6 protein-coding genes and 1 pseudogene are annotated in these 14,390 nt (G+C 72.1%); 3 read left to right on the top strand and 4 right to left on the bottom strand.

The window, feature by feature from the left end:
- Window positions 1-31: 31 nt before the first annotated feature.
- From ACGFYV_RS16605 to ACGFYV_RS16595, 3 genes are all read right to left on the bottom strand, one after another.
- On the bottom strand, window positions 32-1,123 hold the full coding sequence (locus ACGFYV_RS16605; RefSeq protein ID WP_393879225.1) for an LLM class flavin-dependent oxidoreductase: 1,092 nt from the start codon (window positions 1,121-1,123) through the stop codon (window positions 32-34).
- A 179-nt stretch (window positions 1,124-1,302) separates the two neighbouring features.
- The gene (locus ACGFYV_RS16600; protein WP_393879084.1) at window positions 1,303-2,034 is read right to left on the bottom strand and encodes a decarboxylase; all 732 of its coding nucleotides are present in this window, start codon (window positions 2,032-2,034) and stop codon (window positions 1,303-1,305) included.
- A gap of 52 nt (window positions 2,035-2,086) precedes the next feature.
- Entirely contained in the window at window positions 2,087-2,890 is an 804-nt protein-coding gene (locus ACGFYV_RS16595) for a decarboxylase (RefSeq protein WP_393879083.1), read from the bottom strand.
- 279 nt (window positions 2,891-3,169) lie between these two features.
- Here ACGFYV_RS16595 and ACGFYV_RS16590 point away from each other — a divergent pair, with 279 nt between their 5' ends.
- From ACGFYV_RS16590 to ACGFYV_RS16580, 3 genes are all read left to right on the top strand, one after another.
- On the top strand, window positions 3,170-4,126 hold the full coding sequence (locus ACGFYV_RS16590; protein ID WP_393879082.1) for a D-2-hydroxyacid dehydrogenase: 957 nt from the start codon (window positions 3,170-3,172) through the stop codon (window positions 4,124-4,126).
- A 16-nt stretch (window positions 4,127-4,142) separates the two neighbouring features.
- On the top strand, window positions 4,143-5,618 hold the full coding sequence (locus ACGFYV_RS16585; protein WP_393879081.1) for an amidase: 1,476 nt from the start codon (window positions 4,143-4,145) through the stop codon (window positions 5,616-5,618).
- Between the two features lie 173 nt (window positions 5,619-5,791).
- Complete coding sequence (locus ACGFYV_RS16580) at window positions 5,792-13,948, top strand: hypothetical protein (protein ID WP_393879080.1); 8,157 nt, start codon at window positions 5,792-5,794, stop codon at window positions 13,946-13,948.
- 21 nt (window positions 13,949-13,969) lie between these two features.
- On the opposite strand, the pseudogene ACGFYV_RS16575 reads toward ACGFYV_RS16580, so the two are convergent.
- Window positions 13,970-14,377: pseudogene (locus ACGFYV_RS16575) on the bottom strand (DUF3830 family protein); the annotation flags it as partial.
- Window positions 14,378-14,390 lie beyond the last annotated feature (13 nt).

The raw sequence follows: 14,390 nt of genomic DNA, 5'->3' as shown, positions 1-14,390 counted from the left end.
CGGCCCTCCGGCAAACCGTAGGCGTGGGAACCTACGCGGCCGGCAGGCCGTAGGCGTCCGCGATCAGGGTGTAGGAGTGCAGCCGGACCTCGCCGCGGTGGGCGTGCGAGGTGAGCATCAGTTCGTCGGCGCCGGTGCGCTTGTGCAGTTCGTCCAGGCCGGAGCGGACCTCGTCGGCCGTGCCGTGCACGACGTTCGCGGACCAGGAGGCCACGAACTCCTCCTCCATCGGGCTGAACTCGTGGCTCTCCACCTCCGCCGGGTCGGGGAAGAGACCGGGGCGGCCCATGCGCAGCCGCAGCATGTTCAGCGCGGCGGCCCGCACCTGCCGGCGGGCCTCGCGCTCGTCGTCGGTGGCGAGGGCGGAGACACCGATGAGGGCGTACGGCTCGGCCAGCACCTCGGAGGGCCGGAAGCTGTGCCGGTACAGGTCGAGGGCCGGGACGGTGTTCTGCGCGGAGAAGTGGTGCGCGAAGGCGAAGGGCAGGCCGAGCATCCCGGCGAGGCGGGCGCTGAAGCCGGAGGAGCCGAGCAGCCAGATCGGCGGCCGGTGCGTGGACTGGACCCCGCCCGGGGTGGTGCCCTGCACCGGGCCCGGGATCGCGTGGATGCGGGCGTAGGGGTGGCCGTCGGGGAAGTCGTCGTCCAGGAAGCGGGTCAGTTCGGCCAGCTGCTGCGGGAAGTCGTCGGCGCCCTCGTTCAGGGTGTCGGTGCGGCGCAGCGCGGCGGCGGTGGCCCCGTCCGTGCCGGGCGCGCGGCCGAGGCCCAGGTCGATCCGCCCCGGTGCCATCGCCTCCAGCGTGCCGAACTGCTCGGCGATCACCAGCGGAGCGTGGTTGGGCAGCATGACGCCGCCCGAGCCGAGCCGGATGCGGTCGGTGTGGGCGGCGAGGTGGGCGAGGATCACGGCCGGTGAGGAGGAGGCGACCCCGGGCATCGAGTGGTGTTCGGCCACCCAGTACCGGTGGAAGCCGCGCCCCTCGGCGAGCCGCGCCAGCTCCACGCCGGTGCGCAGTGCGTCGGTGGCGGTGCCGCCCGCCCCCACGGTCACCAGATCCAGTACGGAGAGGGGGACGGGCGCGGTCCCGTGCGTCGTACCCCGGATCTCGTCTGCCGCCACGATCTGTGCCTCCTGTTTCCGCGCGGAATATGCGGATGTCCTGCCGATGCCCTGCTGAATGTCCTCATGGCGCTAACAGGAGGCAGTCCCCGGTTATTCCCCGCGCAGGGCCGGTTCCGCCTTCCCCCGCGCCCTCCGCATCCGCATCCGTATCCGTATCCGTATCCGCACCAGCGGCTCCCTCACATCTGCACCAGCGGTTCCCTGGTGAACAACGTCCCCAGCGAGGGTGCGTTCACGCGCCGGTCGGCGAGCCGCAGGCCCTCCCACACCGAGACCTGGTTCGCGGTGAGGACCGGCTTGGACAGCGCCTTCTCCAGCAGCCGCAGATACGCGACCGTGTGCAGCGCGGTGTCCGGCAGCAGCACGGCCTGTGCTTCGGCCGCGTCCGCCGCCCTGGCGAGCGTCAGCACCTCCTCCTCGCCCCACGTGCCCACCTCGGCGGCCGTGACGATGCCGGACGACCGCTGCGCCACCACCTCAAGGCCCCCGACCCGCAGAAAGTCCGCGAACAGCCCGGCCACGTCCTGCGGGTAGGTCGCCCCGACGGCGACCCGCCGCACGCCCAGCTCCCGGGCCGCGTGCACGAAGGCGAAGGACGTGGAGGAGGCGGGCATCCCCGCCAGCCGGGCCAGCGCCCGCACCTGCTCCTGCGCGCCCTCCCAGCCGTACACGAAGCTGCCGCTGGTGCACGCCCACACCACCGTCTCGGCCCCGGACAGCCGCAGCTGCTCCATGCCCGCGGCCAGCCGCCCGGTGGAGCCCATCTCGCGCAGCGCGTCCACCCGGTGCGCGTCCTCGCCGATGTCGGTGTGGACCAGGTCCACCCGGATGTCGCTGCCCAGGAGCTGCTCGATGCGCGGGTAGTCGTCCTCGCCGGAGTGGCCCGGGTAGAGGAATCCGAGTGCTGTCATGGCGGCCCTTCTCCGTGTGCTCTCGGTGTTCGTTCTCTCGGTGTTCGTTCTCTCAGTGTTCCTGTGTCTCTTCCGGTTCCTGCGTCTGTTCGGGCAGGGCCGGCCAGTCACGCGCCGACGCGTCGAGCAGCGCTTGGTACGGCCCCACAGCCTGGGTACCCAGGTGGCGCAGGGCGGCCCACATCGTGACCTGGTTGGCCGAGAGGACGGGGATGCGCAGCTCGGCCTCCAGCTGGGGGATGACGTCGTAGGTGGGCAGGTTGGTGCAGGAGATGAACAGCGCGTCGGCGCTCCCGGGCCGCACCGCGCGCCGGGCCATCCGGACCACGTCCCGGTACGGCACCTTCCAGATGTGCCGGGTCAGCCCCATGTAGGCGCGGCCGGTGACCCGTACGCCGGCCTGGGCGACGTACTTCTCCAGCGCCCGGGTCACGGAGACGGTGTACGGCGTGACCAGCGCGACCCGCCCGCACCCCAGCTCGGTCAGGGCCTCAAGGAGCGCCCCCGAGGTGGTGACCGCGGGCAGGGTGCCGCCGGCCGCCCGGCTCATGTGCGCGCACATCGCCCGCTCGCCGGCGATCCCGCCGACGAAGCTGCCGGACGCGCAGGCGTAGGCGAGGGCCTCGGGGGCGACGGCGCCGAGCGCGCGCACGGCCTCGCCCAGCGTCTGGTGCTCGCTGACCAGGCGGGCCAGGTCCAGGCTCACCTCGACCGGCACGAACGGGGTCCGGGTCAGATGCAGCGACACGTCGTCGGGCACCCAGCGCCACAGCTCGCGGTCGAGCGCGAAGTCAAAAGGGGCGACGACACCGACACCGCGCTGGGGGCGCGGTCCGCCGAGAAAGGAGACGTCCATGGCAGGCACCGGCCTCTTGCTGAAAGGGAACGGGGAAGGACGGGGAGGGACGGGGAGCGTTCTGGAAGGTCGGGGGAAAGGATCGAGGGAAGATCGGGGGAAGGGATCGAGGGAGGTCGGGGGCAGATCGGGGGAGGTCAGGGGAAGATCGGAGAGGAAGCGGGCAACGCATCGTGGGTACGCCCGTGTTGACGAAGGTAGGTTCGGGTGCGAGCGTGGTCAATCCGCGCATGTCAGACACCCTGCCCGCGCCCCGGATCCGGGAGGAACGGCCTGCCGATGCCCATCCCGACCCGCCCCACCCTGCTCGTGCTGGACGCCGACCCGCCGCCCCGGCTCGGCCGCCTCACCGGGCGCGCCCGGATCCTGCACACCGACGCGGCAGGCCTTCCCGAGCGGCTGCCGGAGGCGGACGTGCTGCTCGTGTGGGACTTCACCTCGCACGCCGTCCGCGAGGCCTGGCCGGGCGACGGCCCGCGCCCCCGCTGGGTGCACACGGCGAGCGCCGGCGTGGATCATCTGATGGGACCGGAGCTGGCCGCGTCCGACACGGTGGTGACCAACGCGCGCGGGATCTTCGACCAGCCGATCGCCGAGTACGTGGCCGCGCTGGTGCTGGCCGTGGCCAAGGATCTGCCGCGCACCCTGGAGTTCCAGCGGGAGCGCGTCTGGCGGCACCGGGAGACACGGAAGGTGGCGGGCACGCGCGCGTGCGTGGTCGGGTCCGGGCCGATCGGCCGGGCGATCGCGCGCACCCTGAAGGCCCTGGGCGTGACGACGGCACTGGTGGGACGGGTGCCGCGCACCGGTATCCACGGCCCGGCCGACCTGGACCGGCTGATCTCCCGCGCGGACTGGGTGATCGCCGCCGCGCCGCTGACCGAGCAGACGCACGGCATGTTCGACGCCCACCGGTTCGGCGTGATGCAGCCCTCGACGGTCTTCGTGAACGTCGGCCGCGGTCAGCTGGTCGACGAGGCCGCCCTCGCCGAGGCGCTGCGACGGCGCTGGATCGCGGGCGCGGCCCTGGACGTGTTCACCGCCGAACCCCTGCCCGCGGACAGCCCGTTGTGGGGTCTTCCGGGGCTGGTCGTCTCCCCGCACATGAGTGGCGACACGGTCGGCTGGCGGGACGAACTGGGCAAGCAGTTCGTGGAGTTGTACGAGCGCTGGGCAGCGGGAAGATCTCTGGTGAACGTGGTCGACAAGAAGCGTGGATACGTGCCGGGCCATTGACCCACCAGGAGGGTGCATGCAGCTCACCGACCTGACCGCCGTACAACTCCTCGACGGCTACCGCAAGGGCGAGTTCAGCCCTGTGGAGGCCACCGCCCAGGTGCTGGAGCGGGCGCGCCGGGTGCAGCCGGAGGTCAACGCGTTCACACGGTTCCTGGAGGAGGACGCGACGGCGCGGGCGCGGGAGTCGGAGGAACGGTGGCGGCGCGGCGAGCCGGCCGGGCTGCTGGACGGCGTGCCGGTGACAGTGAAGGACCTGCTGCTGCTGCGCGGCCACCCGACCCTGCGCGGCTCCAGAACTTTGTCCGAACAAGGGAGTTGGGACGAGGACGCGCCCTCCGTCGCCCGGCTGCGTGAGCACGGCGCGGTCTTCGTCGCCAAGACCACGACACCGGAGTTCGGCTGGAAGGGCGTCACGGACTCCCCGCTGTGGGGGGTGACCCGCAACCCGCACGACCCGTCCCGCACCGCCGGGGGTTCCAGCGGCGGCAGCGCGGTGGCGGTGGCCGTCGGCGCGGGTCCGCTGTCGCTGGGCACGGACGGCGGGGGCAGTGTCCGGATCCCGGCCGCGTTCTGCGGGATCTTCGGGCTGAAGCCGACGTACGGCAGGGTGCCCGTGTATCCGGCGAGCCCGTTCGGCACGCTGTCGCACGTCGGGCCGATGACCCGGGACGCGGCGGACGCGGCGCTGATGCTGGACGTCATCGGCGGGCCCGACACCCGTGACTGGTCGGCGCTGCCGCCGGCGCCGGGGTCGTTCACGGCGGCGCTCGGGGTCGGGGTGCGCGGGGGTGGGGTGCACAGGGGTGGGGTGCACGGGGACGGGGTCCATGGGGGTGGGGTCCACGGGGGTGGGGTGCGTGGGCTGCGGGTGGCGTACTCGCCGTCGTTCGGGGGGCAGGTCGCGGTCCGGCCGGCGGTCGCGGCGGCCGTGCGGCGGGCGGTGGCGGGGCTCGCGGACCTCGGCGCGTACGTCGAGGAGACCGACCCGGATTTCAGCGATCCGCTGGAGGCGTTCCACACCCTGTGGTTCAGCGGTGCGGCCCGGCTGACCCAGCGCCTGTCCCCGCAGTTGCGAGGGCTGCTGGACCCCGGCCTGCAAGAGGTCCGCGCGCAGGGCGCCCGCATGAGCGCGCTGGAGTATCTGGCCGCGGTGGACGTCCGCATGGACCTCGGCCGGCGGATGGGCCGTTTCCACGAGCGGTACGACCTTCTGGTGACCCCGACCCTGCCGCTGACCGCGTTCGAGGCGGGCGAGGAGGTGCCGAAGGGGTCGGGGCAGCGGCGCTGGACGGGCTGGACGCCGTTCACGTACCCGTTCAACCTGACGCAGCAGCCCGCGGCGACCGTCCCGGTGGGTGCCGACGGTGAAGGGCTGCCGGTCGGGATGCAGATCGTCGCGGCCCGGCACCGCGACGATCTGGTGCTGCGGGCCGCGCACGCGCTGTACGGGGCGGACCTCACCCTCCCGCTCGCCGGAAGCGGAAGCTGAGCGTCTCTTTCGCGCGTTGGGTTACGTCGGTTGACTCAGGTGCGGGGGCGGGGTGTTGGTGGAGTCTGTAGGGTGCGGCCGCCTCCGTGTCGGGTGGTCGCGCCGGGGTGCCGCCGCTGTTGCCCCTTGCACCGGTGGTCGTGCCGGGTGGGTAGGGGATCGTGGGGGTACCGGTGGCTGATCTGGATCTGGGGAGTCTGCCCAAGTGGGCTTTGTATCTGGTCCAGTTGCTGACGGGCGATCGGCCCGCGACCGCGAACGCACGCAAGGCCCTCGCGGCGAGTGACGTGTTCGGGCGGCTCGGTGACGATCTCCAGTCGATGATGGAGCTGGCGCGCCGGCTGGTGTCACGGGTCGGGGAGGGGATGCCGGCCGCGGCGCGTGCCAGGTTCGAGGAGACGGTGGCGAGTTTCACCTCGGGCCGGGGGCGGTCGTATCTGGAGGGGTATCTGACGCAGCTGCGGGGGGTGCGCGCCGATCTTGAGGGTAAGGCGCGGGGTATTTATGAGATGAACTGGCAGATCCTGGCGGCGTTGTTGCAGATGCTGGCGTTGCTGGCGTGGATCGCTGCTCTGGCGGTGTTCGGGTTCGGGGGTCTGGGGGGTCTGCAGTCGGCGGTGTTCGCCCGTGCGCGGGTGGCGGTGCTGGCGGCGATGGTGCAGTTGATGCAGCGGGTGCGGGTGCTTCCGGGGGTGGTGGAGGCGTTCGAGGAGGCGTTGGTGTCGTTCGCCGCGCAGCTGACGAACAAGCTGTGGGGGGATGCGCGGTTGCGGCGCAGGTCGCTGGACTGGTCGCAGATCGGCAAGGACGGTCTGTTCGGTCTGTTCGCGGGTGGGTTCGCCGAGGGCTTGGGCGGGGTGTTCGACAAGGTCCGGGACATCACGACGAAGTTCTCCCGGCCGCCTGGGGTTGGCGGGCTCGCGGGGGTGGGGGTCAACGACCTTGCCGGCTGGCAGCGCCGTCTGAGCGGTGAGGCGTTCGAGAACACCGCCACCTTCGTGTCGGAGGGCGGGGGTGAGCTGCTGGGGGCCGGGGCGATGGCGGCGATCTTCGGGGGGCCCTGGTTCAACTGGTCCACGCTCGTGAACGGCGGCCTCAGCGGTGTCGTGCAACGGAACCTGGAGATGTCGGCGCACGGGGCGGGACACTGGCTGAACAGCAAGTTCACCAGCCTGCCCGAGGTGACGGGAGCCGGGGCGGCGGGTGGCGGGGTGAACACCTGGGGCACCGAAACCGCGAACGACGCGAACAGCATGAACGGCACGAACGGCATCGCGGTCATGGGCTTTCGGCCCGGTACAGCGGTCACCACGCCCGCACCGAAGCAGGGTGCGGCAGTACGCGGAGGGACCAACAGGTCCACGGGCGTGGACGGGGCCGGCATCGGGACTCACCGGGCCGGTGACCCGGCGGGCGGGACCGGAGGCCCGGCGGGCGAGTCCGCTTCCGGGGTGAGCAGGTCCGGATCCGGGAAGGGCGACTCCGGTTCCGGAACCCGACGCCCGGCGAGCGGGATCGGTTCCGGGACCCGGCGAGCAGTCGGCAACCGGACGATCGGCAACCCGGCAGTCGGCAACCCGGCAGCCGTTAGCCCGGCGGTCGGGACCGGCTCCGGGCGGCCGGAGGGACCCGGCTCCGGGACCCCCGGGATCCGGCGCCCGGCCGGTGGTGCCGTATCCCGGGCAGGTGAGATCGCAGGTGAGGTCGGTGAGGTTCGGCCTGCTTCGGGGGCTGGGGACGTCGCCTCGGCTGTGCGGCCGGCTGCGGGGGCGTTCACCTCCTCGTCCGGCGGTCATCTCGTGGAGCCGCGCCCGGCGGGCGGGGAGCCCGGCGCGGGCGACCCGGGGCCCGGCGCGAGGAGCACCAGCACCGGCACAGAGGCCTGGCAGGATGCGGGGGCGGCCGGGAGGACGGGCGTACCGGATACGAATCCGCTGACCGGAGATGGTGTACCGCGGGCCGCTGCCGCCGACGGTGTCGCCGTTCCGCGTGGCGGGCACGAGGCCGTCCCCACGACCCGGTGGGAGGTGCGGCAAGCCGACGGGCTCGGTCCCGCGACGGTCCACGAGGGACCGGACCCGCTGGTACGCGCACTCCAGGCCGCCGCCCCGGACCTGGTCTCCGGGACACCCGGCGAGATCCGCGCGCAGATCGCCGACGCCCTGGTCACCGAGCTCCACTCCGACCCGGCCGGACCACGCCCCCTGTGGGACTCCCTCGACACACAGGTCGGCGGGACCCGTCACACAGGAAGTGACGAGGCACGGCACGCGCTCACGGAAGCGATCCGCACCGGTGACGCGGCGGACACTCTCCTGCCGCCGCTGGCAGGGAAGTTGTTCGGCATGGAGGTGACCGTCGTACAGCAGGACGGCACCACCACGGTCGTGGGATCACCCGACGGACGACCCGTCACGATGGTCGCCGTTCCGACGGAGTCCACGGACATGCGGCAGGAAACCACCGGGCTGCTCGCGCGGGCCCGTACCGACGCGGAGGCGTTCGGCCGGGTGTGGGACAAACTCGGTGACAGCAGCGCCCTGCGGGAGGCCGTCGTCCGGGCACGTGAGGTGGTCCGCGGGGACCAGCTGCTGCGGATCAGCCTGGAACCGTCGGCAGGGGTGCCGTTCACCGAACTTCCGCCCGCGGAACAAGCGGTCCGCCGGGTGGCATACCTGCGCTACACGTGGCTGCGGTCGTTCCCGCAGGACACGGCCGGCGCGGCCACCGCGGCCGGACGGCTCTCCCGCGAACTCGCCCAGGGCCGGCCCGCACCCCGGCCCGGCCTTCCCGGCGGAAGCCCCACCATGCAACCGGACGACGACGGGGACGACTACGACGGCCTCTTCGGAGACGAGGGCGAGGACGAGGACGAGGACTACGCGAGCCTGTTCGGAGACGGACCGGACGACGACGGGAGCGCGGTCACGGCCCCGCCGCCCACCCTGACCTCACTCGCGCCACCGTCCCTCACCCTGCCCGCCCCCGCCCCTCCGGCCCTCACCCTGCCTTCCCTCGCCCCTCCGGCCCTCACCCTGCCTTCCCTCGCCCCACCGGCCCTCACCCTGCCTTCCCTCGCCCCACCGGCCCTCACCCTGCCTTCCCTCGCCCCACCGGCCTCCTCCGCGACCGCGGGGCCCGTGACCGGACCGGCGGGATCCCACACCGGCGCTGCCCCTGGCGCGACGCCGCACACAACGCCCGGCGCGACACCTGGCGCAGCGCCCCACGCGACAGCAGACGCGGCGGCCGGGCCGGCGCCCGGACACACGGCAACCGTCCCAGCAGCATTGCGGCTCACGGATGACAGGGCCGAGCAACGCGCGATCGCACAGGGCCTCCTGGCACACCCCATCACGCCACACACCTACGAGGCGGCGCGGGCTGCCGCACCGGATCAGAGCGGGTTGTGGCTGGTGCCGCCGCCGGATGACGCGAGAGGGTCGTTCTGGCTGTCCGAGGGCCCCAGGCTGACGGATGAGCAGCGTCACGCGCTGTACCGGGACACGGTGTTCGCGACGGCGATCCCGTGGACCTTCGACACCGTGCGCGACTACGTCGAGGTGCACCTCGGTGTCCGGCTCTCCGACGAGACGCTGCGCCACATGCATGCCGAGTTCCATCACAACGGGCCGATCGTCCACTGGGCGGACAGTGAGGTCCTGCTCGCGGACAGCCGAGGCTTCCCGGAGCATGAACAGGTCGCGCGGATCAGGCAGTTCGTCGAGGCGATGGGGCAACTCCCGGTGCACAGGGAGCACAAGCCGGCGGGGGAACGCGAACTCGGCCTGTGGATCATACGGGTGGCGGGCAAGGGCTGGGGGTTTTCCACCCTTCCGTCGACGAGGGAACTGCTGACGCGTCTCGGTGTCGAGTTCCAGGGCCCCGCACAGCCCTGGGATCCTCAGGAGCGCGGCCAGGAGGCCCATCGTCTGCGGCTCGCAAGGTTGCGCCCGTCGGTCGCGGCGGCTGCCCGGCAGCCGGAGTTGCCCGAGGACGAACGACAGGCGCCCTGGGGGCTGGTCGACCTGGCGGGCACGGACCGGGTACCGGCCACCGCCCCTCAGGACGGCGAGGGGGAACTGTCCCCCGACCAGGTGAGCGACCTGTTCGCCTGGATCCAGGACCAGGACCAGGCCCACGGCCGGGTGACTCTGGGCCATGTATGGGACGAAGCGAACCGGCGGTGGCCCGGGAGCATGAACCAGGCCCTGCTGCACCGCCTGAACCGCCGCTACACCGCCACCCACACCCACGCCGAACGCCTCAGCCGGTTCCTGAACCCGAAGCGCCGCAACAAGCTGAGCGACGCCGTGCGGTTCTACCGGAACCACGGCTACCTCCCCTACGCGCACGACTCGACCAGGGCATCGAAGGAGGTGACCCTTCTTCACGATTTCATGCGGAGGATCGTGAACGGCTACAAGCCGGTGCCGCCGCTGGTGCTGGAGACGCTCGACCTGCTCGGGTGCCCCCGCTCCGGCAGGGAGAAGGTCCTCCGGGCCGAGGCCGGGGCGTCCCGGGAGGGCCCGACCGAAGCCGGCGCGGACGGCCAGGCACCCGGGCACGACGCCGGCGCGGACGGCCCGGCACCCGGGCGCGATGCCGATGCGGACGCCCCGGGGCCGGGGCCGGTTGCGGCACCCGAGGTCCCCGCGGCGTTGCGGTTGACCCCGGGGCACACGCTGCGCATCCCGCCGAACGGTCCCGACGCAGGCTTCGGAAAGAGCGTCAAGCGCCGCGGTGAAGAGTTGCGCGCGTTGGCCGCGACGGCTACCGCGACGGAGAGGCTGACGGAGGAAGAGCGGCAGGCGCCCTGGGGAATGGTCGACCTGTCAGGCACCGACGCGGTGCCGGCCATGGCCCCCCACCCGGATGAGGGGAGCCTGTCCCAGCAGCAGGTGAGCGACCTGTTCGCGTGGATCCGGAGCCAGGACCGGCTGCCGCCCCTGGGCCAGGTGTGGGCCGAGGCGGGCAGGCTCCGGCCGGGGCAGCAGATGAACCGGGCCCTGCTGCACCGCCTGCTGCGCCGCTACACCGCCACCCACACCCAGGCCGAACGCCTCGACCAACTCATCCCCAGCACCGGCAAGTTGAAGAATCTCTTGCAGTTCTACCGGGACAACGGCTACCTCCCCTTCGTGCACGACCCGCAGAAGGGAAAAGGGGCGATCCGCACTGTCTGGAACAGGATGAATCAGCTGTCGTCGGGCGGTAGCGCGGTCGTACTGCGGGAGGTGGAGGGGCTTGAGCTGCTGGGGTACGTGCGCTCAGGCAAGGAGGACGTCCTGAGAGGCGAGGCCTGGGCGCCCCCGAAACGCCCGGGCCCGGCAGCAGGTCGGCGGCAAGGGCCAGGTCCGTCGACAGGTCCGTCGGCAGTGCCGCAGACGGGCAGAGCGGGCCGGGCAGGTCCGTCGGCAGTGCCGCAGACGGGCGCGGATGGCGAGGCGTCCCAGGAAGCGGCTCTGGGGCCGGTCGTGGCCCCCGCCGAGATTCCCGCGGCGTTGCGGTTGGCCCCTGGGCACACGCTGCGCACCCAGGAGGACGGTCCCGACGGAGAGCTCGGGCCGAACGCGATGCAGCGTGGCACGGCGTTGCGTGGGCTGGCCGAGGACGCCGCCCGGCAGCGGGTGCTACCGGAGGGCGAACGGCAGGCCGAATGGGGGCTGGTGGACCTGTCAGGCACGGACTCGGTGCCGGCCACGGCCCCGCAGCACTCCGAGGGGAATCTGTCCGCGGATCAGGTGGATGACCTGTTCCTGTGGATCCGGCGCGAGGGCCGACTGATGACCCTGGGCCAGGTGTGGGACGAGGCGAACAGGCGGTGGCCCGGGAGCATGGACCGGGCCCTGCTGCACCGCCTGAACCGCCGCTACACCGCCACCCACACCCACGCCGAACGCTTCGGCCGGCTCGTCACCGGCACCCGGTACAAGACGCTCGTACGCTTCTACCAGAGCCACGGCTACCTCCCCGTCGCGCACGACTCCGTACGCACACCGGGATCCGGGGGTGTCATCGACACGCTGGTGGGGCTGCGGAAGGGCCGGTTCACGATCGGTTCAGGGGATCTGGAGGGGCTCAGGCTGCTTGGGTACCTCCCCTCGGGCACGGAGACGGTGCTTCAGGCACCGGCGGCACCGGCGGCAGCGGCGGCACCCGCGGCAGCGGAGACCGGGGCGTCCGGGTACACGGATCCGGGGCCGGTTGTGGATCCCTCGCAGGTTCCTGTGGCGTTGCGGTTGACCTGGGGGAACACATTTCGCGTCCCGCCGGGCGTTCCCGTCGGAGACCTCGGGCCGCAGATCCTGACCCGTGGCACCAAGTTGCGCAAGTTGGCCTTGAGGGCTGCCAGGAAGGAGGATCTGCCCGAGGACGAGCGGGAGGCGGCGTGGGGCCTGATCGACCCGTCGGGCACGGACCGGGTGCCGGCCACGCCCCCTCAGTACGGTGAGGGGGAACTGTCCCCCGGCCAGGTGAGCGATCTGTTCGCCTGGATCCAGGAGCAGGAGCAGAACCGGCAGCAAGACCAGGACCGGGAGCAGGACCAGGAACAGGACCAGGACCAGGGCCGGATGACCTTGGGCCAGGTGTGGGACGAAGCGGACAGGCGGTGGCCCGGGAGCATGGACCAGGCCCTGCTGCACCGCCTGCACCGCCGCTACACCGTCACCCACGGCGAACGCCTCGGCCGACTCGTCGCGGAAGCCGACGCCGGCGGCAAGCGCGGCTGGCTGTACGACATCGTGAAGTTCTACCGGGACCACGGCTACCTCCCCTTCGTTCACGACGGCTCAAAGAATCCCAAGGACAAGGCGGTTGAGAGCACACTGCGGAGTACGTCGAGGGGCAATGTCAATGTCCGGCAGGGTGACCTGGAGGGGCTGAGGCTCCTCGGCTACATCCCCACGGGCAGGGAGAAGCTCCTGACGGCTGGAGCGGAACCAGTGGCTCTCGCGGGACCGGCGGCTCTCGCAGGACCGGCGGCTCTCGCAGGACCGGCGGCTGCCGCGGAACCCGGTGGGCCGACCCCGGCGGACGACGAGGGCCCCGCACTGCCGCAGCGGGACCACGACGAGCCGCAGCGGGACCACGACCAGCCACAGCGGGACCATGACGACCTGTGGGCGGCGGCCTACGCCTCCCCGTCGCACTCCGCCCACCTGCGCCTGGCGGTCCGCTACTTCATCAACCACGGGGATCTCAACAACACGGAATGGCAGCGCCCGCACGAGGCCGACACACAGAACATGCTGAACTGGGTCGAGGCCGCCCGGACCGGACAGCTGCCCACTCCCCTGGACCAGGCCGCCGCCGCCCTCCTGCGCCGCCTCGGAGTCACCCTGCCCGACCCACCCCGTCCCCCCGAACCCACAACCCAGCCCCGGACCCGAACTCGCCCCCGCCCCGAAACCCCCGAATCCCACACCCCGCCGAACCCAAACCGCAGCAAACGCCCCCGACACCACTCCCCCCAACCAGCCACCCCCGAGCCCGACCCGCAACCACAGCCACACACCCCGGGCCCGGACCCGGACCCGGACCTGGCACTCATGTCCTCCGGGCTCGACCCGGATCTCCTCGGCCCTGCCCCGAACCCGTGGGACGATCCGGCCGACCCCATGGACCAGGACCAGGACCCGGACCCGGACCAGGCCCAACTGGCCGCGGCCATGGCGGACTGGCTGGCCGACCCCATGGACGCAGGCCAACCCAACATCTGGGACCAGCTCACCGCACGCGGACTCAACGCCCTCAACACCCCACAGGGCACCGACAACTTCCTGCACGCGCTCCTGGACAGCGCACCACACCTCCAGCTCCCGCCCGCACCCGGCACCGCACCCGTCGAACAACTACGCCACCAACTCGCCGACGCCGCCCACCAGGACTTCGTCCGGCCACCCCGCACCCTGGACTGGAGACTGATCGACAACCTCGCACACACAGCCCTCCTGGAAGAAGCGGCCCTGTCCGAGTACCGGGCGACCTACGGTGAAGACGCACCCCTGGACGAGGAAGCCCTGGATGCCTGCCGCGTCCGCGCCTACACCGTCCTGTCCCTCAACTGGGGCGAGACACAACGCCTGCAACTGATCGAGAACCTGCGCAACGGAACACCCGACCCGGCCCTCGACGCCGCCCTCCCAGTCCTGGCCTCACACTTCCTCGGGATCTCCATCCAAGTCCTCTCCTCCACCGAACCCGCCCAGACCTACCCCGACACCGCCGACCCCGGACAGCACATCACCCTCGCCAGGATCGGACCCGCCGACGGCTTCCCCGACTCATGGATCGGAACACAACCGGCCGCGGACGGACCGCCATGACCGCGCCGGTGAGCAAGCGGCTCACGCCCTGCGGAAGCTGAGCGTCTCCCCCGCGGCCCCGCCGCGCCACAGGTCGGTGCAAGCCTCGGCCATACGGTCGAGGCCGTCGACCACTTCGCCCCAGACGATCCCGGGCACCCAGCCCACGTCGCCGTTGAGGAGGAGGTTGTTGCGCTCGTAGAAGAGGGCGAGGTCGACGACGGTGGCGCCGGGGCGGACCTCGCGGTCGTAGCCGTAGGCCTTCGTGCCCAGTTCGGAGCCGGCGAAGGAGAAGTAGCAGAGGTCGCCGGGGATCGGGGTGACCGTCGGGTTCTCCAGCGGGGGTTCGGCGGGAGCGAACGGCGGGAACAGGGCGTAGATCTCGTTGCGCGCGTACTTCGCGTGGTAGACGTCGCCGCTCAGGGGCAGCGCGTCCCACACCGCGGCGCACTTCGGACAGGAC

The organism is Streptomyces sp. NPDC048297, from assembly GCF_043201585.1.
GTDB lineage: Bacteria > Actinomycetota > Actinomycetes > Streptomycetales > Streptomycetaceae > Streptomyces.
Note: the sequence above shows the minus strand (reverse complement) of the source record. Positions and strands in the feature narration are given on the sequence as shown.